Consider the following 24,951-nt stretch of genomic DNA (forward strand, 5'->3'; position numbering starts at 1 on the left):
CGACCAGGTACTTTGCGCGGACCGCCTTCGTGGCTGCCGTCGGTCGAAACGATGTGACGTTTCTTGATGCTAAACGCCGTCTCTTATCGGTGTCGGCAAGTTGTCCGCGGCGCCAACTGGTTATCCTTCACGCTAGTTTCGCCGGGTTCGTGGTAGACGTCTTCGGTTAGCAGATCGGCAGAGTATCCGTCATCGCCCCGATAATCCAGGGCTGACTAAAGAAGATGGCGCCGTTGCAGACGCATCGCGTGAATGCATCAACGATCGAATCAAGCTAAACCTGCAAGACAAAAAAGACCATTCTGTGAACGGCAGGCATTGCTCCTGCTTGGGCGTGGATGTCTCATATCTGCGTATGACTGGCTTACGGTAATGGATCGGGCTACGTCGCCGCCAAGACTCGAACACGAGATGCCGGGATGCCGGGATGCCTCGAGGTATACAAACGTATAAGCGCACTATGTCTACGTAGAACCGCTGTGACCCTTCGTAGAATGGTTTTCCTGGCGTTGTCCGTCTATCTTGATTCCATGAAGTCAGCGATTTCATGTGAATGTCAGTCATGTCAAACGTTCTGCATAACTGGGTTTATATCGGCAGCAACGCGTACGACGAGTACACGTTCGTCCCCTGGTTGAATAAGAACGTATAGCGCCGGACTGTTGACTTAGCCGAATCTGTATCCAGTGAGCGCCACGATGAGCACGAACGGAAGGGATTTGCTTGAACTGCGCCGAGGTGATCCGACGTCAGCAGAACGGCGGAAGATGGCCGCGAACATCATCGCCGTCGGCGTCGTAGATCAACACGAGGGCTGCCGACATGAACGCGCTCGAACAGCGGCACTGCCGACCGATGCAGGTGCGTTCGCCATCTGCCTTACGAAGTTCTTCGCCGAAATGACCGGGCAGTACAGCGGATTTGCACCCTGCGGGAGCCAACCATGACCGGAATGATCGTGGCTGCTGGCCTGTCCGCATGGGGCATTCTCGTGCTGTTCGCGTGCGCACTATGCCGCGTCGCAAGTGATGCTGATCGTCGGGCGGAATTGGAAACCGTCGTGGCCCGCCAGGAGGCATCCGGTGTCGTGCGAGCCGGATCGTCCCCCGGTAGCAGAAGTGCGCAGTCGGCCGCTTAAGCCGATCTCGTTACACAGAAATCATGCGCCGTCATCTGTGCAGGGCCTGAACTATATGGACCGTTCTGGACGACCGCACAAAGGGTCAACATATCAAGCACGCAATCCGAGAGACAGGATCGAGTAAGCGGCGGCTGAGTTCCGACGAATGGAAAGAGACCTTGCCATTGAACCGCTGCTTTCGATCGGGATGACAGTCCGCAACCATTGACTGTCATTCGACATCATTGCCATGCGCGTCGACAATCCAGTGGTCCACAAGCTCCTGAGACCGCTCGAGGCTCAAATCCTGATGAATCGGTGTCACCAAACCAGGCCAAACATAAGAGGTCTCGGGTCATTTTTAATGACGCAGCAGGCAAGGCGACACAGGCTTCTGTAGTGCGGCTGGGCCCCGCAAGGCGTTCGAATGTAAGCTGGCGGCAATTGAAGCGCGACTTCCATTATGGCCGTGTGGCGCTCGTGTTTCGCTTCTGCTGCGGCCGGAATTCGAGCGGTTGCAGCTCCAAACTTCCGGACGATGACGGCTGCGAGGTGCCGCAACTGCCGCAGGATCCGCAACCATCCCCGCAGTTGCCGGTTGCCTGACCAGGGCGCAGCCAGCGCCCCAGCGCCTGCGCTGCGCGCGCACGTTGCGGTTGCACAAGCCAGGCCGAGGCGACGGCCTGCCAACGCGTCGTCAATTGAGGCGCCAGCTTGCGAAACGTGTGAAGCAGGCTTAGCGCCACAAGGAAGGCAATCACGACATACTGCAATCCGAGACTCAGGCTCACGTGAACCACCTCGCAATCTGATACGTCAGCAGCGATGCCGCGTAGGCCACCACAAACATGTAACCAAAGGAGATCGCGACATTGCGCCACGACCGCGTTTCGCGGCGGATCACCGCCAGCGTCGACATGCACTGCGGCGCGAACGCGAACCACACCAGAAGCGACAGCGCGCTCGCGAGAGAGAAGTTAGCGGCCAATGCGTGTACGAGCCCGACCGTGTCGGCGTCGCCGCCCACAGCATAAACGGTGGCGAGCGCCGCAACCGCCGTCTCACGTGCGGCAAACGCGGGGATCAGCGACAGGCTGATCTGCCAGTTGAAGCCGAGTGGCGCAAAGATGTACTGCAGGCCGCGGCCAATGTAGCCGGCGAAACTGTAATCGATGGCGGGCCCGGTGGCGCCCACAGGCGGCGACGGAAACGTGGAGATAAACCACATCAGCACCGTCAGCGCGAGGATCACGCCGGTCAGCCGCTTCACGAAGATGTGGCCGCGTTCCCACAGGCCGATCGCAATGTCACGTGCTTTTGGCAGGCGGTATGACGGCAATTCCATCAGGAGTGCGTGCTCGCTATGATCGCGGCGCAGACGCTTGATGACCCAGCCCACTGCCATCGCGCCGGCAATGCCCGCTGCGTACAGCGCGAACAGCATGAGCCCCTGCAGGTTGAAAATGCCCAGCACCCGATGGTTGGGAATGAACGCGCCGATCAGCAGTGCGTAGACCGGCAAGCGTGCCGAACAGGTCATCAGCGGCGCAACGAGGATGGTGGCGAGGCGGTCGCGTGGATCCGTGATGCTACGAGTGCCCATCACGCCAGGAATCGCGCAGGCGAAACTGGACAGCAGCGGGATGAACGAGCGCCCGGTAAGGCCCACCGACACCATCATTCGGTCAAGCAGGAACGCCGCACGCGGCAGGTAGCCGGATTCTTCCAGTACCAGAATGAACAGGAACAGCACCAGGATTTCCGGCAGGAAGCCAAGCACGGTGCCGAGGCCACCCAGCAAACCGTCGGTCACGAGGCTGTGCAGCGGACCGTCCGGCAACCATGCCCCCGCTTGCACGCCAAGCCAGGTGAAGCCGTCGCCGATTGCATCGGTCATCGGCTTGCCCACCGAATAGACCGCCTGGAAGACGAGAAACATCACCGCGGTGAGGATCAGCAGACCGAACACCGGGTGCAGCGCCCAGCGGTCGATGGCGTCATCGACCGCGTCGGTGGCGCGCGGCATCGTCACGGCAGCGGCCAGCAACGCGCGGACTTCGGCGTGCAGGTCGGCTTGATCGTGCGTTTTGTTAGCCGTTCCGGCTAAAACGCGCGTTGAGTCTGACGGCTGCGCATCCACGAGGTCGATCAGTTCGATCAGCGCGCGGGCGCCGTTGCGCTGAACCGCGATCGTCTGCACCACCTGCACGCCGAGCCGGCGCTGCAATTCGGCAACATCGATCGTGATGCCGCGCCGCGCGGCGGCATCCATCATGTTCAGCGCCAGCACGACCGGGCGCCCCAGCCGCTTCACTTCAAGTACGAAGCGCAAATGCAAGCGAAGATTGGTGGCGTCCGCGACGCATACGACGAGATCCGGAATCGCTTCGCCTCGATAGTTGCCGAGCAGCACATCCCTTGTGACACGCTCGTCCGGACTGGTGGATTTGAAACTGTACGCGCCTGGCAGATCGAGCAACTGGATCTGCCGCCCAGAAGGCGCAGTGAAGCGGCCCTCTTTGCGTTCGACCGTGACGCCAGCGTAGTTGGCAACTTTCTGACGCCCGCCGGTGAGTTGGTTGAATAGCGCTGTTTTTCCGCAGTTTGGATTGCCGACGAGAGCAACGCGCAAGCTTGCTTCGCTCATGAACCGGCGACCTCACGCACACTGACCCGATTGGCCTCGGCCTGGCGCAGTGCGAAACGGGTCGAGCCGATCTGGATAAGAAGGGGGTCCGCGCCCCACGGGCCATAGGCTACGACGCGCACGGGTTCGCCCGGCACAAAGCCGAGATCGCGCAGACGTTGGGCGATCGAATCGCCGGCGTGGATATCTTGAACACTTTCCACGATAGCGGGGGCACCTTTGGGCAGTTCGGGCAGGCGCATCTGGCTTACAGTTTGAAATGAGAAACGTTCTCATTATAGATGTTTACCTGTGCCAACGCATACGGGCCATGCTATCGCTGCGTGGTGAACGAATACTTTCACGCAGTTCTTCCATGACATCGACCGCGCGGTCATGGTAATTGGATGTCGCTGAGCCAATTCCAGCACAGGAAGCCCCAGCAAGACCGAGAAGAAAAGGATCAAGGCAGAGATCCCCACGGCGCGGGAGGCGGGGAATTTATTCGGATGGTGGGATAGGCGGCCGGGATCCGTCGTTGGTGTTGCCCGGCACATCGCAAGCCCTAGCGCAGCACCGACGCCGATCACGATCATTTGCGCATAAGCGGTCGTCAGTGTGCCAGGTAATGCGATGGAGATGAGCGCGATTGCCGCCCGGCGTCGCTCTGCACACATCCGCGTTGCCATATCCCATACCGGCTGGGCGACCACTGCCGCTGACTATGCCGCGCTTTCGGTATCACGAAGAAGGACTGTCATCGGTCATGTCGCGCCCACGGCTCACGGAGCGCGCGCATGCGTCTGAAGACAGGATCAGGTCACTCGCCGGAAAATCGAGGGTGCGCCGAGGTAATTTCGCTGGTAGGCGCGACTCGCCAGACAGCATTGCCTACGTCGTCCGCTACCAGCAACGCGCCGCGTGCATCCAGCGCAACGCCAACAGGCCGTCCTATCGCGTGACCGTCTGGCGTCAAAAAACCGGTCAGAAAATCTTCGGGGAGTCCGGCCGGCTTCCCGTCGACGAACGGCACGAATATCACTTTGTATCCCGTGCGTGGCTTGCGATTCCATGAGCCGTGCTGACCGATAAAAGCCCCACCTCGGTAATGTGGCGGGAAGACGGTCCGATCATAAAAGACCAACCCCAGCGATGCCGTGTGGTTGCCCAGAGCATAGTCCGGGGCGATGGCGGTCGCGACGAGCGCCGGACGTTGTGGCTTGACTCGCGTGTCGACATGCTGGCCGTAATAGCTGTACGGGAAACCATAGAAGGCGCCGTCCCTTACCGCCGTCATGTAATCCGGAACGAGGTTGTTGCCGAGATCGTCCCGCTCATTGACTGTCGTCCATAACGCACCGCTTTCGGGTTGCCAGGAAAGACCGTTCGGATTGCGTAGTCCTGTCGCATAGGGACGCAAGCTGCCGCTTTGCACATTGAACTCAAGGATCCTCGCCCGGCCTTCTTCCGCTGCTATGCCGTTTTCGCCTGCGTTGCTGTTCGAACCCACCGAGATGTATAGGCATCTGCCCGAGCGGTCCGCCAGGATGTTTTTCGTCCAGTGATGGTTGATCGGACCGGCCGGCAACTCGGCGACCTTGACTCCGGGGCTTTCGATCGACGTGGCGCCCGGCACATAGTCGAAACGCAGCAACGCGTCGGTGTCGGCCACATAGAGTTCATCGCCTATGAGCGCCATGCCGAACGGCGAATGCAGGCCACGCAAAAACACTGTTTGCATCTGTGCGACGCCACTGCCATTTGCATCGCGTAGAAGCACGATGCGATCGGGGCTCGGTTCACCTGCGCCCGCACGCTTCATGACCTGTCGTCGGATCCAGCCGGATAGGCCGCTTCCTGAGTCGTGTTCACGAGGCGCATCGCTTTGCGCCACTAGCACGTCACCATTGGGTAATGTGTAGAGCCAGCGAGGATGCGTTAGACCGCTGGCAAACTCGGTGACCGCGAAACCGGCAGGAGCGCGAGGCATGAAGCCGTCGGGGCGCGCCTGAACGGGCGCGATGTTGACCATTGGAATCAAGGCCGACTCGTACGCCGGAATGGCGGGCGACGCGCCGAACGCAGTATCGGCTGGACCTGATGGCCCTAGCGCGCATGCGGCAAACGGCAAAACCGATACTACAACCAGATGTCTGAACAGGTGCATGTGCCTTCCTGTGGCGAGCTTGAGTCAAGCAGATCTGATTGACGAGCAAGAAGCCGGCCTGTGAAGCCGTATGTCTTCCAGCCAACTGTCTGAGGAGTCAACGCGGTACTTCGTGCCTATAGCTGCATGCCGACGATCATCTCTTCACGGCCAGTGCGATTTTGTCGGCGAGCTGGTAATTAGGATCAGTCGGCGCGGAGCATCAGGTTTCCTTAAGGTGGGATTGTTAGCATCCTTTATTATTCACACCGATCATATGCTGGCAGTTTTTCTGGTTGTCGCGGGCCGCTCGCATGATCGAATACGGCGATTAGTTAGACAAACGGGGGATCGGCAGTGGTCAAGGTCAACGCAAGTCCGCGACCAGCATATGACGCCGTCGCGCGCACACTGCACTGGCTTACGGTGTTATTGATCGCGATTCAGTTTGCGATCGGCTGGACGATGCCTGGTGTCCATAAGGATACGCAGCCCGTTGGGTTGATTGCCTGGCATCTCGCTGTGGGCTCGACGCTTGTCGCCGTGATGGTTGTCAGGGTCGTCTGGCGGCTGACCCACAGGCCCGCGCCGGACGATTTGCCACCCGCATTGAGGATTGTGTCGCGACTCACGCATTTTCTTCTGTATGCCGCCTTGATCCTTGTGCCAGCGCTTGGGTGGATCAACGCATCATCGCGCGGATGGACGGTTCGCTTGCTGGGCGTCGTGCCATATCCCGCCCTGAGCGCTCCGGGTTCGGCGTTCGGCCACGAAATGGGTGACGTGCACGGCATCCTCGCATGGGTGCTTTTCGCATTGATCGGTCTGCACATAGGGGCCGCGCTTTTTCATCGCTTTGTTTTGAGGGACCATGTTTTGCAGCGGATGCTGCCTGAGCGGGTGCAATCAGGAAGGCAGCACGCCGACCGGAATTATTGAGGCCTCGCAATCGATGCGCAAAGGACAGGAAGAGCCCCATCGCATCAATCCGATTGGCTGGTTGCGCGCTGCAGTGCTCGGTGCAAACGACGGGATCATCTCGACCGCCAGTCTGCTGATTGGCGTCGCATCGGCGCATGCCGAACACGACCATCTCGTGCTGACGCTTTCTGGCAGTTGTAACGGGCATTCCAGGGCGACGTGTAGCCGTGGACTACATTCCACGCGTCACCACAGCAGATGCAGCGACACGTATCTGACTCGATCGCAACGCTGCGCTGGCGAATTGCTGCCCACATCTCAAGGCGATTACAGAGATGCTCGTATTGCTGCGTTACTCCACATGGCTTTGTGACGCAGTAGTACTTCATGATGAATAAAAAATGAGCTCCAAGATACGAAGGAGAGCGGCGCCCATTCCATCTCGGCCGTGATTCGCCAAGCCGCACCGCCGCGGTGTCGTCGGCGTGGACCGCGATGCCGCTTTCATTGGAATCTATATAAGCTTCCAATAATTCGTTGCTTGGCGTGGTTGTTCAATCGTTTAGCGATGCCCCAGAACCTGATTGGAGAGCGCGCCAAATAGCGGACGAGTTGCTACACTCCCCAATTCGTCATTTCGTGGCTTCTTCAAAGGGAGAGTGCAATGGAAGCAAATCTGAATGGGCGGGTCGCAGTGATCACCGGAGGTAGCAAAGGGATCGGACGAGCCATCGCTGCCAGGATGGCGCAAAGCGGTGCTGACGTCGCGATGCTTGCACGCAGCCCCGAGACGCTCGAGGAGGCGCGGCTTATCGTGTCAAAGACGGCAAAAGGTCGCGTTCACGTATTTCCCTGTGACGTGAAAAAAGCCGAGGATATCGCGGCTGCTTACTCCGACGTGATGAAAACTTTTGGCCGGGTCGATGTGGTAGTCAACAACGCAGGTGTCTCGCAAACCGGCCCGTTCGCATCTATTTCCGACGAGATCTGGCAGGCCGATCTCGACCTGAAACTATTCGCGGCAATTCGCCTGACGCGACTTGCCTGGCCGCAAATGATCGAACGACGCTGGGGGCGCGTGATCAATGTGCTCAATATAGGCGCAAAGGCTCCGAAAGCGGGATCCGCGCCCACGTCCGTGTCTCGCGCAGCCGGCATGGCGTTGACGAAAGTGTTGGCGGGAGAGGGCGCGCCATATAATGTCCTCGTCAATTCGCTGCACGTTGGCTTGATAGAGAGTGACCAATGGGTACGCAAACACTCACAGTCTGGTCACGGCTCTTATGAAGAGTTTCTTTCGAAGTTGGGCGAAAATGTCCCGCTTGGACGCGTTGGCACGGCAGAAGAGTTCGCCAATGTCGCCTGTTTCATGGCTTCGGATCTCGCGAGTTACGTGACGGGAACGTCTCTCAATGTGGATGGAAATATGTCGCCAGTTATGTAGTGCGGCCCACGCATAAGTTTCTGGCAGGACTGCCATCGGCGCGCCACGGACTTGTCACGCAGTGGGGACTACATTGTTCTAGCACGAGGTCCTTCTCGTGTCCGGTTTCAGGACCGTCTTTTGCGACATCGTGCGCGCTGCCGGGCCCGATCAGGTTGCCCATTGCGTTGATCAACTCGATGCCGCTGCGCTCGTCGAGCCCGACAGGAATTGCGTCGGCAGGTTCTACTGGGATGGACCCGGCGCCTCCCTTCGGGAGACACTGACGGACGTCAGCCTGACGTGAGGAAGTTCGTCATGAAATTCGACATTCTCGGTATCGATCTCGCGAAACAGGTCTTCCAGCTTCACGGGGCCGATCGTCGCGGGCGGGCGGTGCATCGCAAAGGCTTCGCGTGGCTCGCTGGCTGAATGCCTGCATACGCTGAAGCCGGGGCCCGCGACGGCCATCGTCGCAGCAGTCGGCGATGCCAGACAGTTCCGCAATGGCCGGCACCTGGCTGCCTGGCTGGGCCTCGTGCCTCGGCAGTATTCTTCAGGGGGCAAGTCGCGCCAGTGTCAGCCGGCGCGGTGACACCTACCTGAGCACTTTGCTCATTCGCGGCGCGCGAGCGGTGCTGCGGTTCGCGACGACCAAGACCGACCTGCACAGCGTGTGGCTGCAGCAACTCATAGCGCGACGGGGATATAACTGCACCGCGGTTGCGCTGGCCAATCATAACGCGCGTGTTATCCAGGCACGACTCAGCAGTGATGCCAGCTACGTTGCCCGAGGGATCGCCGCAGCTTCGAGCGTGCGCGCGCGCCGATGCGCCAGCGCAAGCCGCGCGGCCTACGCGAACCAAAGCGGCAAGCGTCGACGTACCGATGTCGCTGCCGCTTTCCCCTGAAGCCCTGTCCCGTCCGTCCGCCTAACGGAATCCGTAGGCGAGCACCTTCTTGCCCTCGAAACTGATTTGCACCGCTTCGGAGCATGGGTTCCCACACGTGCCATCGACGGTGGGGGGCGCAGCAGCGAAGGGGACCGTCTCACTGGTCATCTCGCCCATCACCAGTGTCGCATCCGAAGAGATAACGATATTCACGACGAGCACCACGCCTGCGGGACTCGCTTTCGTGCCGTAGTTGATCGTCATCGTTCCCGTGCAATCGCTATTCATCTCGTAGGTGCCGAACTGCGCGGAATTGAAGGCGCCGCCCGTTTTCGGCAAGCCGCCGATATTGCCCGCATCGCTGCGAGTGAAGTTGCCGTTGCCATCGAAGTTGACGATGGCGACGTCGTTGAGCAGCAGCCTCGACTGCGCGTAGTGAACCGCACCATCTGTGCCGATGATGCCGAGTATTTCGCCTTGCGCGCTGAATCCATACGAGCCTCTCAGCGTTTCGTTGGAACAGGTGGGGCCATTGGCATGCGCCGCACCGCTCAACGACAGAAGGGTAGCCACAACGGCCGCCGCACAGGTCAAACGCTTGCTTTTCATGTTCATCTCCTTGTCATCGACCGCGGTCGCCTCGCTGGCGTGTGCGTGATGCCGAGGCGCATGCACAGGCATAAAGCGTCGGGCAGAGGCTGGCCAGCGGCGGCACACCGCGCCGCTCACGCTGACCTGATTCATGGTGGTCAGAAGCGCGAGCCTGTGCCATCGACAGAGCATGAAGAAATCGTTAACCGTGCATCGACGGTATGTGGCGAAAGTGACGCGAAACGGGCAGGGCGGCGCACATCGCCCTGGTGGCCGGCGTCAGCCTGCCCGGCCCGCGCGTGAGGCGCGCGTGGAAACGATGGAAAGCGTGGAAACGCGATCTGCGCACGGCGTCCTCCAGGTCCAGGCGGCAGAACCATCGATACGCCAGGTTCACATGCACCTCTTCGCATAGCCTGTGCTCGGACCGGATGCCGAAACAGTAACCGACGATCAACATGCGGATCATGAGATCCGGATCAATCAATGGCGGCCCCATCGGACTGTAGAACGGCGCGAGATGCTGGCATAGATCGCACAGATCAAGGAGTGACCGATGCCTCTCAAAGCGGTCGGTGCGCGTCGAACGCGCTCTTCGGCGGCTTCGCGAAGCGCGCGTTATACGACGCGATGAAGGCGGGCACGTACGCGTTCGCGGCGTCAATGGTACTGATGCCGCGCAGCCGCAGTTCCTTCACGAGCCGGTCCTGCAGCGTCAGGTGCGCACGCTCGACGCGGCCCTTCCTCAAAGCAGTCAACTGCACGTGATCTGACCGATGCGACGCAGTTGTTCCGGGTCACCCATCCCTTCCATCCGCTGTACGGGCGAGAGTTCATGCTAGTGGACCGGCGCAAGGCGTGGGGAGAGGATCGCGTCTACTTCCATGACGACATGGGGAATCTGAAACGTATGCCGGCAGGCTGGACGAGCGCAGCGCCGCCAAATGCATTCGAGACAGTTTCGGCGGGACGATCGCATTTCCGCATCGAAGATCTGTTGCAATTGACCATGCTAATCGCCCGGTACAGAGAAACAAACGGACATTCAAAAGGGCACACAGGCAAGCGCAAGCTGTCAAGGAAATAATGCCATCTGTGTAAATGTAATTATGCCATTCGATGCGCCTGCAATACTTCCGCAAATGATTAGCTGATGAAGCAGATGAGAGCCTTTGTTTGAAGATATGAGGCGCGCCGGGTGACAGTCTTGAAAAAGACCTTGACATCGACTGTAAATGGTCATAATTTATATTACATATGGCTCGTACCCGAAAACCCGATCCCAAACTCGCTGCTCTCGAAGAGAGTGGCACTGTGAATCCGCGCCCGCAGGACATCGATGATCCTGCCTTCAGCGACAGCGACTTCTTCGATCCCCGGGATCTGGTTCAGGTCCGTTACGAAATGCTGCGACGCGTACGCGTGGAAGGGCAAACCATCGCGGATGCCGCCGCACACTTCGGAGTCAGTCGGCCGACCTTCTACAAGGCGCAGGCCGACTTCGAGCGCGACGGCCTGGCTGGGTTGCTGCCGGTCAAGCGCGGCCCGCACGGACCTCATAAGATCACCGATGAGGTGACGCGCTTCATCGAAGAAGCGCGCGCGACTCACGTTGGGCTGGAAGTGCAGGAGCTGGTCGATCGGATTGCGGGGCGGTTTGGCCTGGCGGTGCATCGACGCACCGTGGAGCGCGCCCTGGCGCGTTTGAAAAAAAAACGACGGTAAATCCCCCCGTAACGGCGCGCGATGCCCAGTCCCTGAGCCGATGCTACGAGGTCTTGCGCCAGGAGGTTCTCGATACAGGCGGAGGTGGTCCCACGCTGATGCGAGGCCGGGCGCTGTTCATGTTCAAGGGCATGGCGGTCTGGATGAAGTCGGTGACCGAAGCGTTTCCGTTTAGTCCATTACCGGTCACGCGCCCGAGCGGGCTGAATCTGCCTGTCGGTCTCGAACAGAACCTGATCGTCATTGTGGCGGCGATGGCAATTGCGACAGCGGAGGTGATGGCATGACCGATCAGACGCACGCGAAAGTTCAGGCCCGGCATCTGAAAAGAAGCGCCTACCTGTATGTCCGCCAGTCCACGTTGCGACAGCTGTTCGAGAATACCGAGAGCACTGAGCGCCAGTACAACCTGCGACAGCGCGCGGTCGCTCTTGGATGGCGCATTGATCAGGTGGTTGTAATCGACTCGGACCTCGGCCTGTCCGGCGCGTCTGCGGTTGATCGCCTGGGGTTCCAGCGTCTTGTCGCCGAGGTGAGTCTGGGCCGCGCCGGGATTGTGATGGGCCTCGAGGTGTCGCGCCTGGCGCGCAATTCCACCGACTGGCATCGGCTACTGGAGATTTGCGCACTGGCCGACTGCCTGATCCTTGACGAGGATGGCGTCTACGATCCCGCGCACTTCAATGATCGGTTGCTGCTCGGCCTGAAGGGCACGATGAGCGAGGCTGAGTTGCATGTCATGCGGGCACGACTGCGCGGCGGAATTCTCAACAAGGCACGTCGCGGAGAGCTGGAGATGCGGCTGCCCATCGGCTTTGTGTATGACACCGAGGCACGCGTGCGTCTGGATCCCGACGCACGTATCCAGGAAAGTATCCGGCAGCTCTTCCGCACGTTCCGGCGCACCGGTTCGGCCACGGCAACGGTCAAGGCATTTCGCGTGCAGGGTCTTCTGTTCCCCCACCGGATTTACCGCGGGGCACGAAAGGGCGATGTGCAGTGGGGCGAACTGGATCACTCACGTGTGCTGTGGGTCCTGCATCACCCGCGTTACGCAGGTGCATACTGCTTCGGGCGCACGCGCTATCGAAAGCATCCCGATGGTCAGACGGTCTCCGTCCGGCTGCCCTCTGCGCAATGGGTGTCGCTGATCCCTGACGCCCACGAGGCCTATGTGAGCTGGGAAGAGTTCGAACAGAATGTTCAGGTGTTGCGCGAGAATGCCCACGCACTGGGCATCGACCGGGAAAGGGGGGCGCCACGTGAGGGGCCGGCGCTGCTGCAGGGCCTGGCGATATGCGCCAGATGCGGTGAGCGAATGACGGTGCGCTATCACGTCCAGGGCACCCGCAGGGTGCCGGACTACATGTGCCAGCGTCACGGCATCGAACATGGGCGGCCGGTATGCCAGCATGTTCACGGTGGCGAGCTTGACGATGCTGTTGGCAGGTTGCTCGTGGAGACAGTCACGCCGGTCACGCTTGAGGTCGCGCTGGCGGTACAGGAAGAACTTGACAGCCGTTCTGAAGAGCGCGACCGACTGCACCGCCAGGAGTTCGAGCGGGCACGCTACGAGGCCGATCTGGCGCGTCGCCGCTATATGCAGGTGGATCCAGCGAATCGATTGGTTGCGGACTCGCTTGAATCGGAATGGAACCATGCGCTTCGCGCTCTCGCCGAAGCTCAGGATTGCTACGAAAAGAAGCGTGAGGCTGATCATGCCGGACTTGACGACAAACAGCGTGCGCACATCATGGCACTAGCCAGAGACTTCCCTCGTCTGTGGAACGATCCGCGCACACCTGATCGCGAGCGAAAGCGCATGGCGCGACTGCTCATCGCTGACGTGACTTTGCTCAAGGGTGCAGACATCTGCGTTCAGATACGCTTTAACGGTGGCGCCACGCATACGCTACATGTGCCGCTATCCATGCCAGCGTGGATATTACGGCAGACCCCACGCGCAGTCGTTGCCGAAATGGACCGGCTTCTCGACGAGTACACCGAGGGTGAAACGGCGGAGCAGCTGAATCGTCAGCAGCTCATCTCCGGCTGGGGTAAGCGGTTTAATTCCAGAATGATCACGCGGATTCGGCTGTCCCACGGGCTACCGAGTCATCATGACAGGCTGCGCGCACGTGGAATGCTTACACAAGACGAGATCGCAGAGCGGTTGGACGTGGCGCCGACGACCGTCAAGAGCTGGCGTCGTGCGGGCCTGCTTGTAGCGCACCGTTACGACGACAAGGGCGGATATCTCTTCGAACCTCCGGGCGCCGACGCACCAGTAAAGTTCCAGCATCAGGGAAAGACCCGTGGCCGACGCTCGGCCGCATAAACACCAACGCAACCGACATATGAGGTGCACTATGCAGCGTAGCCCTTGGCGGAACTGCTGTTCGCGCACCACGTGTCGATGTTCAGTTCGTACATCGCGCGGCCAAAGTGCGTCACGCCCCGGTCGCCGGTCTGCGTGTGCGTCGGCCGGAACACGCTGGCCTTGTCGCTATAGAACGCGACCGGCTTGCCGTAGCGCTCCAGATACCCACGCGTCGCCTCAAAGTAGCTGAAGGTCGATTCGGTCGCCGTGAAATGCAGCGCCATCAGCCGGCTGGTTGCGTCGTCGACATACACCAGCAGCGTGCATTGCGGTGCCCGTGCCTCGAACCACGGATGCTCGCTGCCGTCGATCTGCACCAGCTCGCCCAGACACGCGCGCCGGGCCCGCGGCTGGTAGAGCTTCGGCGGGCGCTGCCGGCGCGGAATCCATAAGCCCGCATCGGTCATCAGATGCCGCACGGTTTCCTTCGACAGCGTGATCCCATGGCATTCGTGCAGCTTCTCGCAGGCCAGCGTCGGCCCGAAATCGGCGTAGCGTTCACGGATGATCGTCAGCGCCCGCACAGCCAGTCCTTCATCCAGTTTCCGGTTGCCCGGGCGATCGCGTCGGCCCGAGCACAAACCGGCGGCACCCGAAGCCCGATAGCGGATCACCAGCCGCTCGACCTGGCGCACGCTCAGCCCGAGCCGTTCAGCTGCGCGCCCGGGCTTCAGTCCCAGCTCCACAATCGCCTGAATCACCTTTAAACGGTCGAGTTCGCGCATGTTCAGTGTCACCAGTTCGGCTGCACGCATGGCGGGCTCCCGCAATCAGACCGGAAACGCCGAGCATGGCACCCGCTGCAAAACACGACATCTGTAAATAGCCAGAACACGACATTCTCATATTGCCGCTACAATCCTGTCGAGGCCATTCTGAAATGTCCGCTTTCCGGCCAAGTTGAAATGTCCGGGTTTAAGGGGTTTGTTTCTAACGCCTTTTGTCTCACACATTGTTGAAGGACGACGCCTGAACTGGCAGGGCGCTTACGTCTGCGTCGATCACCTTTGCAGACCGACGGCCAGGTTTGCGTGGTTGTTGCATTTGCCGCTGCTGCGACTGTTCCAGAATCACACCATTGATATCGGCCTGCGTGAACTCGCGTTGCTTCTTCTTGCCTGGCGAGCGGCTTTGGACCCTGGTTGCAACGCCGAGGTGGGTTCGCGAAGGCGCTTTTCCGATCCGACTGTTATCGCGTTGAGCCTGGATCACCTGCGAGACCTGAAGCACGTGACCCAGCCGCTTATGCTCAACGACCGCGCCCTGGTCAACTTCGGTCAGCCGGTCGTACTGTCTGCATGACAGTGCATGACCATCGGCGCGGAGTTCGATACGCCCATCCGGGTACTCCCAGACCTCGATATACCGGCCGATCAGTTTGCGGTGCTCGGGCGTGTCGTTCAGCAGATACGTGACGCGGTCATACCGCACAGTCAATGACTTGCTCACCTTGCGCGGCTCGCGCCACGTGAGCACCAGATCAAGATTCTCGTCAGCCCTGAGTGGACGGTGAGCATCGAATCCGCTCTTTGGTGGCTTCGCGAAGCGCGCGTTGTAATTTGCCATGAAGGCAGGCGCATACGCATTGGCTCCGGCCGCCGTGCTGATGCCACGCAACCGCAATTCTTTTACGAGCCGGTCCTGCAACGTCAGGTGGGCCCGTTCGACGCGCCCCTTGGCGGGGCTACTGTTCGCGCAGAACGTGTCGATGTTCAGCTCGTACATCGCCCGGCCGAAATGGGTCACGCTGTTGCCATCCTTGTTCGCACCCGTCTTGCGAAACACGCTGTACTTGTCGCTGTAGAACGCGACAGGCTTGCCGTGGCGTTCAATGTACGCACGCGTCGCTTCGAAGTAGCTGAAGGTCGACTCGGTGGCTGTGAAATGCAGCGTCATCAGCTGGCTCGTCGCATCGTCGACGTACACCAGCAGCGAGCAGGCCGGCGCCCGTTCCTCGAACCACCGGTGATCGCAGCCATCGATCTGGATCAGCTCGCCCAGACACGCGCGCCGCGCACGCGGCTGGTAGATCTTCGGTGGCCGCTGCCGGCGGGGCACCCAGAGACCTGCATCCGTCATCAGACGCCTGACCGTCTCCTTTGCAAGCCGGATGCCGTGACATTCGTACAGCTTCTCGCACGCGAGTGTCGGCCCGAAATCGACATAGCGATCACGAATGATCGAGAGTGCCCGATCGGCCATCACCGCGTCCAGCTGGTTGTTGCTGGGCCTCGAGCGCCGACGCGACACGAGGCCTTCCGGTCCATGTTCGCGCAGTCGCGCAACCAGGCGCCGGATCTGCCGCGTCGTCAGCCTGAGCCGTTCTGCCGCGCGCCACGGCTTGAGCTTGCCGTCGGCGACGTCCTGAATGACCTTGAACCTGTCCAGTTCGCGCATCGTCATGGTTATCCGTTCGGTCGCAGCCATTAAAGCCTCCCGCGCCGGAACGCCGGCGGCTGGTCAGCTTACGCTGCGAAAAAGCGGACATTTGAACTTGGCTAAAAGCGGACATTACTACTTAGCCTCTACAAATCCAAATGTTGATAATTTATATTATGTAAAATCAAATATCTGAAAATTGCCACGTCGTCCTGCACCCGTTGCTTCACACAAATCTGTTCCCACTAGCCTGCATGCACTCCAAAAGCCAAACTGACGGACCCAGTACCTATCGACGATTCGCCGCGCCAGACCGCCGACGCACGCGAGTCAAATGACCAAGCAACTCACACTGCCCAACACGCCTCAAAGACCAACACCGATAAGCATCGTTCAGTCAGCCGTTCCGCGTCCCCAACCACCGCCTATTCCTTCGCCCCGCAGTCCTCCAACGCTTGCAGAAACGTCGAACTCCACCAGTGCACGTCGAACTTGCGGATCCGGTTAAGCAGCGCTTCGTGCCGGTTGATCCGCTCATCGAGCGACATCGTTAGCGCCCGCTGAATGGCCTGCGCCGTGCCTTGCGTATCGTAGGGATTGACCAGCAGCGCTTCCTTCAATTGCTCGGCGGCGCCGGCAAACCGCGAGAGCACCAGCATGCCCGGGTCGGCAGCGTCCTGTGCGGCGATGAATTCCTTCGCGACCAGATTCATCCCGTCACGCAAAGGTGTGACGAGCGCCACGCGACTCGCGCGATAGAGTCCCGGCAGACGCTTACGGGCCACGTTCCGATGAATGTAGCGCACCGGCATCCAGTCCAGCTCACCGAAGTCGCCGTTGATCGCGCCGCACAGGCTATCCATCTGGCGCCGCAGATCGTCGTAGGCGCCGACGTCCTCGCGACTCGGCGAGGCAATCTGGATCAGCGTCGCGCTATCGCGGTTTTCCGGGTAGTAAGTCAGCAGTTCGCGGAATGCATGAACGCGTTGCGGCAGCCCCTTTGAATAGTCCAACCGGTCGACGCCCAGCAGCAAACGCCGCCGCGAATATTCGTCACGCATTCGGACAAACATGTCGCGCCCTTCCTTCGAGTCGGCAAGACGAATGAAGTCATCGACGTCGATGCCGATGGGATACGCGCCGACCCGCAGCGTTCGATTGAACGCCCGAAGGCGATCCGGACTCAACCGCTGCGCCTGTGCCTCCGATTCAACGTAGTGAGAAAAATGCGTCAGGTCGGCTTCGCTCTGGAAGCCCACCAGATCGTATGCGAAGAGCGAACGCATCAGCCATTCGTGTTCCGGAATCGCTGCCATGATCAGCGGCGGCGGCATCGGAATATGCAGGAAAAAACCAATGCGGTTGGTGCATCCCATGGCGCGCAACTCGGCCGCGAGCGGGATCAACTGGTAGTCGTGAACCCAGATGAGATCGTCCGGCTTCAATAGCGGTAACAACTTGCGCGCGAATAGCTGGTTGACCCTGCGATAGCCCGCGGCGAATCGCGTGTCGAAATTAGCCAGGTCTAGCCGGTAGTGGAATACCGGCCACAAGACATCATTGGAGTAACCCAGGTAATACGTGTCGTGATCCTCGCGGCTCAGATCGAGTGTCGCAAGCGTGACGTTGCCGGCCGTTTGGACTTGAACTTCGCCCTGCCCGGCTTGCGCGCCATCCGCCGCTTCGCGGATCTTGCCGCTCCAGCCGAACCAGAGTCCACCTGTCTGCTGCAAGCTCTCACGTAACGCTACGGCGAGCCCTCCGGCTGCAGGTTTTCGCGGGTCTGTAGTGCGATTCGAAACGACGACTAGTCGACTCATGAGGTCCTTGTGTTGTTGCGTTCACAATCACGTGCTGATCGACCCAGTTTACTCTGTCGTTGCGGTTAGGGCACGGCAAGGCTAGCGCGCCCCGCCCTCCTGCGTCATGACCAGCGCGAGCGATGCGGAGAGAATCGATTTCGCCAGCTTGTCGTCGTCCACAGCGCGCGCCAGCGTAATGGCTCCCACGATGGTCGCGACGCTACCCAGCGCAGCTTCTTTGCTATCGCTGGATGCGGCTTGCGCTATTTGCGACGCGAGCTTGCGCACGTAGCCGGTAAGCCTCTCCCTGACGTCCGGATTCGCATGCCGCGCTTCTCCGGCGAGTGCGCACAGCGCACATCCATTGCCGGGATTCTTCACGTGACGCTCGTTGAGGAAAACCTCGGCGATAGCCTGCAGAGGCGTTTCCCCGCGCTTTACCGCACCGCTTGCCAGAGACGCTATGCGCTTCTCGCTCTGACTAACCGCGTGCTCGAGCGCTTCCAGAATCAACGCATCGCGTGATGAAAAATGTCCATAGAACGCGCCATGCGTGAGCCCCGCGCTACGCATGCAGTCAGCGACGCCGAGCGCTTCGATGCCGTGTTCGCGAATCTGCCGCGACGCGTTCTCCAGAACACGCTGCCGGCTCTCCGCCTTTTGTGCCTGCGAGTAACCCATTTTTTACCTCGCTACCCTTGACAATCTGCATGACGAGCATAATACTGAATTTGTGCATGATGATCAACATACAGAACGAGATGTTGACGATGCTCATGCCGGGTTGGATGCGGCGGCTGTCATGCGCTGCTTAACAGGGTTTTTGCGAGGTTTTTGCGCCACCAGCAGGCGCGGCCACTGCGATCTCGCGGCGTAATACACAGGAGAAGGAAATGCGTTTTACTGGAAAGACAGCGCTCGTCACTGGCGGCAACAGCGGCATTGGCTTTACCGCAGCGAAGCTTTTGATTGCTGAAGGTGCCCGCGTTGCGATCACCGGCCGCGATCGCGCGAAACTGGATCAGGCAGTATCCGAGCTGGGCGAAAACGCGCTTGGCATTCAAGCCGATCTCGACGATGAAACCGCCATCGAGTCAATGTTCAAGCAGATCAAGGAAACATTCGGCTCGCTCGACATCGTGTTCGCCAACGCTGGGATCTCCGGTCCGACGCCGCTCGGCGGCACGACCGCGGCTGCATTTGAGGCGATTCTTCGCACCAATCTCACCGCTGTCTTTCTCACGGTTCAAGCGGCGCTTCCGCTGATGAGCGCCGGCGGCTCGATCGTATTGAACGGCTCCGTGATGCGCGAACTGGGCTCGCCTGGGTCGGCTGCTTATTCCGCCACGAAGGCAGGCGTCACCGGCATGGCCAAGGTATTTGCATCCGAACTCGTGCAGCGTGGCATTCGCGTCAATACCGTGATTCCAGGCGGCACGCGCACGCCGATCTGGACGCGCGGCGCTCGGGCCGGCGCCACACTCGACGCGACCGAAGAGGCATTCGCGCCGCGCATTCCGATGGCACGCCTTGCTACCCCTGAAGAAGTTGCCAGGGCCGCGCTTTTCCTCGCGTCCGACGACGCCTCGGGAATCACCGCGGCGGAAATTGTCGTCGACGGCGGCACGATCGGTGCGCCGTGGGGAGCGCCTATGTTCCGCAAGGGATGAAGGGCCGCTTCTCGAGGACATCCTTAACGACACAGCGCGCCATAAAGACGTTGGGCCAACCCGCGTAAAACGCGGGTTGCGTCATGACTTCCGACTTCGGTAAATATGCACTCGACGGTGCGCCGCCAGCCGACTCCGCGTCATCGTCTAACCCGCCGCGCTGGCGGCTGGTATTAGCGCATGCATGATGACCTTTCAGGAAAGCTCTCGCCATGACACGGAAAAGGCGTGTGCCCCACAGCGACCTCCAAGCTTACCTTTCGTAAAACCCCGCCAGGGCAACAAACAGCCCTGGCGGGTCCCGCGCGCCGTTCAGGCGAGCTCGAACCGATCGAGGTTCATCACCTTGACCCAGGCCGCCACGAAGTCATGGACAAATTTTTCCTGCCCGTCCTCGCTTGCATAGACTTCGCCCAGGGCACGCAACTGAGCATGCGAACCGAAGACCAGATCGACGCGGCTGCCGGTCCACTTCACCTCGCCACTCTTGCGGTCACGCCCTTCAAACACCTCGCGAGCCGCCGAAGCCGGTTTCCATTCCGTGCCCATGTCGAGCACGTTGCGGAAGAAGTCGTTGGTCAGCGTTTCCGGCTTGTGGGTGAAGGCGCCTTGCGGATTCTGCCCGGTCCCTACGTTCAGCACGCGCAAGCCGCCGATGAGCGCGGTCATCTCAGGGGCGGTCAGGGTCAGTAATTGCGCCTTGTCGATCAACAAAGCTTCGGGCGGAACACTGTATTTGCCTTTGACGTAGTTCCGGAACCCATCCGCGATGGGTTCGAGGGCTCCGACGGATTGCACATCGGTCTGTTCCTGCGAGGCGTCCATGCGGCCGGGCGTGAAAGGCACGCTCACCTGATGGCCGGCGTTTTTCGCCGCCTGCTCGATGCCGGCGCTGCCGGCCAGCACGATCAGGTCGGCCAGCGACACCTTCTTACCGGACTGCGCGCCGTTGAACTCGCCCTGAACGCCTTCGAGGACTTTCAGGACCTTCGCCAACTGCTCGGGCTGGTTGACCGCCCAATCTTTCTGCGGGGCGAGGCGAATGCGTGCGCCGTTGGCGCCGCCGCGCTTGTCCGAACCGCGGAAGGTGGATGCCGACGCCCAGGCGGTCGACACCAACTGCGAGACAGACAGCCCTGATGCCAGAATCTTCTGCTTGAGCGAGGCGATCTCCTGCTCACCGACTAGCGGGTGATCGACCGCCGGAATGGGGTCTTGCCAGAGCAGTTCTTCGGCGGGCACTTCCGGGCCTAGGTAGCGGGCGCGCGGTCCCATGTCACGGTGCGTCAGCTTGAACCAGGCACGGGCGAAGGCATCGGCGAGCTGGTCGGGATTCTCCAGAAAGCGCCGCGAAATCTTCTCGTACTCGGGGTCCAGGCGCAGTGCGAGATCGGTGGTGAGCATCGTCGGCCGCAGTTTTTTCGACGGGTCGTAAGCGTGCGGGATGGTTTCGTCGGCACCCTTGGCGACCCACTGATTGGCACCGGCGGGGCTCTTGGTCAGTTCCCACTCGTGCTTGAACAGGTTCTCGAAGAAGCCGTTGTCCCACTTCGTCGGCGCGGCGGTCCAGGTGACTTCCAGACCGCTGGTGATCGTGTCGGCGCCCTTGCCGGTGCCGAAGCTGTTCTTCCAGCCCAGCCCCACGTTCTCGAGATCGGCGGACTCGGGTTCGGCACCGACGTTGTCGGCAGGACCGGCACCGTGCGTCTTGCCGAAGGTGTGGCCACCGGCGATCAGCGCGACGGTTTCCTCATCGTTCATGGCCATGCGCGCGAAGGTTTCGCGGATGTCGTGTGCCGCGGCAACCGGATCGGGATTGCCGTCGGGACCTTCCGGGTTCACGTAGATCAGCCCCATTTGCACGGCGCCCAGCGGATTCTCCAGAATCCGTCCGTTGTCGTCGCGGCTTACCTCTTCACCGTGTTTTTCTACGTCGGCAACGATCACGCCGCCGTCTTCGTTATCGCCTGCGGCTCCCTTGCCATAGCGGACGTCGCCGCCCAACCACGTCTTTTCATTGCCCCAGTAGACGTCCTGGTCCGGTTCCCACGTATCTTCGCGACCGCCGCCGAAGCCGAAGGTTTTGAAGCCCATGGTTTCGAGCGCGACGTTGCCGGTGAGGATCAGCAGGTCGGCCCACGAAAGTTTCTGGCCGTACTTCTGCTTGATCGGCCACAGTAGTCGGCGAGCCTTGTCGAGACTGACGTTGTCCGGCCAGCTGTTGAGCGGCGCGAAACGCTGCTGACCGCGCCCCGCACCACCGCGGCCGTCGCCGATGCGGTACGTGCCGGCACTGTGCCAGGCCATGCGGATGAAGAGCGGACCGTAGTGGCCGAAGTCCGCCGGCCACCAATCCTGCGAATTGGTCATGAGGGCTGCGAGGTCTTTCTTCACCGCAGCGAGATCGAGACTCTTGAACGCCTCGGCGTAGTTGAAGTTGTTGTCCAATGGATTGGACTTGTTGGAGTGCTGGCTGAGCAGATCGAGCCGCAGTTGCTTCGGCCACCAGTCACGATTGGTCGTGCCGCCGCCGGCGGCGTGGTTAAACGGGCATTTTGCTTCGTCTGACATGCGTCATCTCCTTGAGGACGTACCCACTACTTGTTGTGCTACGGCTCCTGAATTCTATGTATGGTGCATCGCCGACTTACACCGGCGGGGCTGGCGGGAAGTCACATAATGGGCGTTTCTGGTGTACCACTGTTGATCACCCGACGTGCATGGTCGTCGTCCGTGACGGATCAAGTGGCGCGCATTGGACGAGGATGGCTCGCGTCGGCAGGCTGCTGCACTTCAAAATATACGTGAGAGTGGCCGCCAATAGTATGGGATTGTGGCAATGCCAGTGATAGACCATGACTATGGCGTGGCAAGCGCTTCTGGGGCAGCGTTCGGCGCACCACACAGCGGCCGTTCAATGCGCATGAGGGACATACCGTCGTGCCAGCGCAATCGGCCACACATGCGTTGTGCATCGAGCAGCGATGTTTCCGTTCGTTCTTGCACTGCAGCAAACATTTGCCCATCTGAACATGTCGTTCTTATGCAAGCTGTCATTCAGGATTTCTGCGTGGCGTGTTTGTCAGCCAATAGCCATGCAGCCCACATCCCAACAGAATGGGATGTGCCTGCCATATAGGAAGGCATGCGTGGTTGCCGCGAGCAGCCATTCCTGCAAAAGGAAAATCGTATGTTGATGCGTGACCCCATCCCTAACGCCCTGAATCGCGGATCCGCCCTTCTTTCCGAAGACTCGCTGACCCAGGAGCCGCTAAAGACTTTCCACCATACGTTCGACATTTATCTCAAGGACTCGAACGCGTTCATGAATACGTATTTCTCGCGCTATTTCGAGTGGCAAGGTGTATGCCGCGAGCGGTGGTTTCATGAGTGCATACACAACGACTTGCTGGGATCGGACGGCATGTTCGTAACCAAACGCGCGCACCAGGAATATGTCCACGAAACCTTCCCTTTCCAGCACGTGGATTGCTATCTGAACACGGTGCAGGTCAAGCAGTGCTCGGCCTACCTGCTGTTTCGCTTCTGCGTGGATGGACGCGAGGTCTCGAAGGGTTATCAGCAGATCCTGTACGCCGGACGGGACCGCAAGATCAGGCGGTTCCCGGAAGGTATCGTCGAACGGGTCAAGGAGTATGAGCTGCCGTTGACGGCGCTAAGCGCCTGAGCGTGACGAATGACTTTCGCCGTTAAGTTTTCTCGCTGGTTTTTCTCGCTGTTTTCTCGTTGAGTTTTACTAGTGGGTTTCAACACTAACTTCCAACCTTAACCTTCACCTCTGACGCCGGCGCATGGAACGCGCCGGCATTTTTTTCAGTGCGCGATCCGCTACCGAGCCGGGTACCGGCAAGCGCACGGTGAACGTGGTGTGGGCGCCACGCGTCGAACTGCATTCGATACTGCCGCCCAGAAGCTCCGCGGCGCGGCGGCAAAATGCCAACCCCATTCCCGCGCCGCTGCCGTGGCGCTTGGTCGAGAAGAAGGCGTCGAAGATATGCGGCAGGACGTCGGGCGTGATGCCCGGGCCGGTGTCGCGGAATCGCAGTACGCAAAACCCCTGCTCCGGCACCGCACTGATCGCAATCTCGCCCTCGCCGCTCACATGAATGGCGTGCAATGCGTTTTTCAGCAGATTGAACAGGACAAAAACCGCCAGCGTGTCCGAGCCTGAAAAGCAGAGGGCCGGGTCGATCGGCGCCACGCTAACGCGCGCCCGTTCGTCGCCGCGGAACGGATAGCGTTCCAGCGCCGACGTCACGCATTGCTGGATGGAATGCGGGCTGAAGCGGGTGCGGTCCAGTCGATCGAGGGTGAACGAAGCGAGCGCCATCTCGACCATTGCGCTCGTGCCCGACACCTCCCGTCTGATCGATGTGGCGAGCTGGCTAATGCGTTCGGCCTGCCCGGCTTGCATCTCATGATCGTCGTAAAGCCCGTGTGTGACGGCCAGCTGGTAACCGTTGAACACGTGGGACCAGACGCTGGCGATTTCATCGGCGTGCATGGCGATCGTCGCGAGCGGTGTCGCGATCTCGTGCGCGATGGTCGCCGCGATTGCATAGGGATGAATCAGGTGGTAGCGGACGATCGTGATCGCGAGCAGCCCCAGGCTGAGGGCGATGAACAACACGCCCGGCGGATAGAACGGGTAGCCGTAGTTGACCGCATAGTCGACCGCTGCAAACGAATACAGGCAAAGGCTCGCAAAGCAGAGGTCGAGGCGCCTGCGCGCTTCGCCACCAGCCTGTTTGCGGGCGGCGAGCAGAAGCTGTCCGCTGCGGCCGGCGAGCAACACGGTTTGCAACACGTGCAAGGGGTGCAACGTCCCGGCGCTCGGATAGTAGCCAAAAAAGTAGTGCCGGTAGCCGGCAACCACTTCGCTGCCGGGCAGCAGCACGGCCAGCACAAGACACACGCCGTAAGACGCGAGCAATAACGGCCGTTCACGGCGTCTTGCCGCCACCTCGGTGACGAAGTGATAGAACGTGGTGGGCAGAAAGAGAATAAAGAGATAACCGACGCGGACCAGCACGCTTGCAAGATGGGGGTTTTCGGTCTGGAACAGCAAGGTCCACGTGCCCTGCCACGCGAACGTGGTCGCGCACATCAAAAGGAATGGCGCTGACAGACGCGTCACGCCTTGTGTAATCAGTACGTAAAGGCCGAACACCACGAACAGCGCGGACACAAAGGCAGTCGGAATGGCGTACATGTGGCTCGATGTGTCTGGAAACGTTGGTCTATCCCGGCATAT

Annotated in this window: 19 protein-coding genes and 5 pseudogenes; 11 read left to right on the top strand and 13 right to left on the bottom strand. The window is 60.3% G+C overall.

What is annotated here, in order from left to right; translation table 11 throughout:
- Positions 1-698: 698 nt before the first annotated feature.
- The gene (locus P0D84_RS09420) at positions 699-947 is read left to right on the top strand and encodes a hypothetical protein (RefSeq protein ID WP_408335280.1); all 249 of its coding nucleotides are present in this window, start codon (positions 699-701) and stop codon (positions 945-947) included.
- A 634-nt stretch (positions 948-1,581) separates the two neighbouring features.
- Here P0D84_RS09420 and P0D84_RS09425 read toward each other — a convergent pair.
- The 4 genes from P0D84_RS09425 to P0D84_RS09440 all read right to left on the bottom strand — a co-directional run bounded on the left by P0D84_RS09425 (position 1,582) and on the right by P0D84_RS09440 (position 5,913).
- Entirely contained in the window at positions 1,582-2,001 is a 420-nt protein-coding gene (locus tag P0D84_RS09425; RefSeq protein ID WP_408335283.1) for a DUF6587 family protein, read from the bottom strand.
- Positions 1,908-3,767 carry a ferrous iron transporter B gene (feoB, locus tag P0D84_RS09430; RefSeq protein ID WP_408335286.1) on the bottom strand — a complete coding sequence of 620 codons (1,860 nt, stop codon included), beginning with the start codon at positions 3,765-3,767 and terminating at the stop codon, positions 1,908-1,910. Before feoB ends, P0D84_RS09425 begins: the two co-directional genes overlap by 94 nt.
- Positions 3,764-4,009 carry a FeoA family protein gene (locus P0D84_RS09435; protein WP_087753623.1) on the bottom strand — a complete coding sequence of 82 codons (246 nt, stop codon included), beginning with the start codon at positions 4,007-4,009 and terminating at the stop codon, positions 3,764-3,766. The genes feoB and P0D84_RS09435 overlap by 4 nt, the downstream gene beginning before the upstream one ends.
- A 557-nt stretch (positions 4,010-4,566) precedes the next feature.
- Positions 4,567-5,913: a PQQ-dependent sugar dehydrogenase gene (locus P0D84_RS09440; RefSeq protein ID WP_408335290.1), complete on the bottom strand. Its 1,347-nt coding sequence runs from the start codon at positions 5,911-5,913 to the stop codon at positions 4,567-4,569.
- 336 nt (positions 5,914-6,249) lie between these two features.
- Between P0D84_RS09440 and P0D84_RS09445 the strand changes: the two genes are divergently transcribed.
- From P0D84_RS09445 to P0D84_RS09460, 4 genes and pseudogenes are all read left to right on the top strand, one after another.
- Positions 6,250-6,831, top strand: a complete 582-nt coding sequence (locus tag P0D84_RS09445) for a cytochrome b (RefSeq protein ID WP_408335293.1) — start codon at positions 6,250-6,252, stop codon at positions 6,829-6,831.
- A 13-nt stretch (positions 6,832-6,844) separates the two neighbouring features.
- Positions 6,845-6,997 (top strand): annotated as a pseudogene (locus P0D84_RS09450) (VIT1/CCC1 transporter family protein); the annotation flags it as partial.
- Positions 6,998-7,477: 480 nt separating this feature from the next.
- Positions 7,478-8,257 carry an SDR family NAD(P)-dependent oxidoreductase gene (locus P0D84_RS09455; protein WP_408335296.1) on the top strand — a complete coding sequence of 260 codons (780 nt, stop codon included), beginning with the start codon at positions 7,478-7,480 and terminating at the stop codon, positions 8,255-8,257.
- A gap of 430 nt (positions 8,258-8,687) precedes the next feature.
- Positions 8,688-9,021 (top strand): annotated as a pseudogene (locus P0D84_RS09460) (transposase); the annotation flags it as partial.
- A gap of 147 nt (positions 9,022-9,168) precedes the next feature.
- On the opposite strand, the gene P0D84_RS09465 reads toward P0D84_RS09460, so the two are convergent.
- The 3 genes and pseudogenes from P0D84_RS09465 to P0D84_RS09475 all read right to left on the bottom strand — a co-directional run.
- Positions 9,169-9,738, bottom strand: coding sequence for a hypothetical protein (locus tag P0D84_RS09465; protein ID WP_408335299.1), 570 nt, complete (start codon positions 9,736-9,738; stop codon positions 9,169-9,171).
- Positions 9,739-10,066: 328 nt separating this feature from the next.
- A pseudogene (locus P0D84_RS49180) lies at positions 10,067-10,267 on the bottom strand (transposase); the annotation flags it as partial.
- Between the two features lie 19 nt (positions 10,268-10,286).
- A pseudogene (locus P0D84_RS09475) lies at positions 10,287-10,475 on the bottom strand (ISNCY family transposase); the annotation flags it as partial.
- 32 nt (positions 10,476-10,507) lie between these two features.
- Here P0D84_RS09475 and P0D84_RS09480 point away from each other — a divergent pair.
- From P0D84_RS09480 to P0D84_RS09495, 4 genes are all read left to right on the top strand, one after another.
- Positions 10,508-10,807, top strand: coding sequence for a DUF5372 family protein (locus P0D84_RS09480; RefSeq protein WP_408335302.1), 300 nt, complete (start codon positions 10,508-10,510; stop codon positions 10,805-10,807).
- Between the two features lie 227 nt (positions 10,808-11,034).
- Positions 11,035-11,445, top strand: a complete 411-nt coding sequence (locus P0D84_RS09485; protein ID WP_408204010.1) for a helix-turn-helix domain-containing protein — start codon at positions 11,035-11,037, stop codon at positions 11,443-11,445.
- 53 nt (positions 11,446-11,498) lie between these two features.
- A complete protein-coding gene (locus P0D84_RS09490; RefSeq protein ID WP_408335305.1) occupies positions 11,499-11,732 on the top strand; it encodes a hypothetical protein in 234 nt (77 codons plus the stop codon).
- Positions 11,729-13,783, top strand: a complete 2,055-nt coding sequence (locus P0D84_RS09495; RefSeq protein WP_408335308.1) for a recombinase family protein — start codon at positions 11,729-11,731, stop codon at positions 13,781-13,783. Before P0D84_RS09490 ends, P0D84_RS09495 begins: the two co-directional genes overlap by 4 nt.
- Positions 13,784-13,824: 41 nt before the next feature.
- Here P0D84_RS09495 and P0D84_RS09500 read toward each other — a convergent pair.
- From P0D84_RS09500 to P0D84_RS09515, 4 genes and pseudogenes are all read right to left on the bottom strand, one after another.
- Positions 13,825-14,580 (bottom strand): annotated as a pseudogene (locus P0D84_RS09500) (ISNCY family transposase); the annotation flags it as partial.
- Between the two features lie 190 nt (positions 14,581-14,770).
- Positions 14,771-16,252, bottom strand: a complete 1,482-nt coding sequence (locus tag P0D84_RS09505; RefSeq protein WP_408335311.1) for an ISNCY family transposase — start codon at positions 16,250-16,252, stop codon at positions 14,771-14,773.
- A gap of 377 nt (positions 16,253-16,629) precedes the next feature.
- Positions 16,630-18,024, bottom strand: a complete 1,395-nt coding sequence (otsA, locus tag P0D84_RS09510) for an alpha,alpha-trehalose-phosphate synthase (UDP-forming) (RefSeq protein WP_408335314.1) — start codon at positions 18,022-18,024, stop codon at positions 16,630-16,632.
- Between the two features lie 81 nt (positions 18,025-18,105).
- Positions 18,106-18,687 (bottom strand): TetR/AcrR family transcriptional regulator, encoded by a 582-nt coding sequence (locus P0D84_RS09515; protein ID WP_408335317.1) that lies wholly within the window; start codon positions 18,685-18,687, stop codon positions 18,106-18,108.
- A 212-nt stretch (positions 18,688-18,899) separates the two neighbouring features.
- Here P0D84_RS09515 and P0D84_RS09520 point away from each other — a divergent pair, with 212 nt between their 5' ends.
- Positions 18,900-19,676 (top strand): SDR family NAD(P)-dependent oxidoreductase, encoded by a 777-nt coding sequence (locus P0D84_RS09520; protein WP_408335320.1) that lies wholly within the window; start codon positions 18,900-18,902, stop codon positions 19,674-19,676.
- 312 nt (positions 19,677-19,988) lie between these two features.
- Here the strand turns inward: P0D84_RS09520 and katG are convergent, their stop codons facing one another.
- Complete coding sequence (gene katG, locus P0D84_RS09525) at positions 19,989-22,247, bottom strand: catalase/peroxidase HPI (RefSeq protein ID WP_408335323.1); 2,259 nt, start codon at positions 22,245-22,247, stop codon at positions 19,989-19,991.
- A 619-nt stretch (positions 22,248-22,866) separates the two neighbouring features.
- On the opposite strand from katG, the gene P0D84_RS09530 reads away from it, so the two are divergent.
- Positions 22,867-23,364, top strand: a complete 498-nt coding sequence (locus P0D84_RS09530; protein WP_408335326.1) for an acyl-CoA thioesterase — start codon at positions 22,867-22,869, stop codon at positions 23,362-23,364.
- A 105-nt stretch (positions 23,365-23,469) separates the two neighbouring features.
- On the opposite strand, the gene P0D84_RS09535 is transcribed toward P0D84_RS09530, so the two are convergent.
- Positions 23,470-24,909, bottom strand: a complete 1,440-nt coding sequence (locus tag P0D84_RS09535) for a sensor histidine kinase (RefSeq protein ID WP_408335329.1) — start codon at positions 24,907-24,909, stop codon at positions 23,470-23,472.
- Positions 24,910-24,951 lie beyond the last annotated feature (42 nt).

It is taken from the genome of Paraburkholderia sp. RL17-337-BIB-A, from assembly GCF_046025895.1.
Lineage (GTDB): Bacteria > Pseudomonadota > Gammaproteobacteria > Burkholderiales > Burkholderiaceae > Paraburkholderia > Paraburkholderia fungorum_C.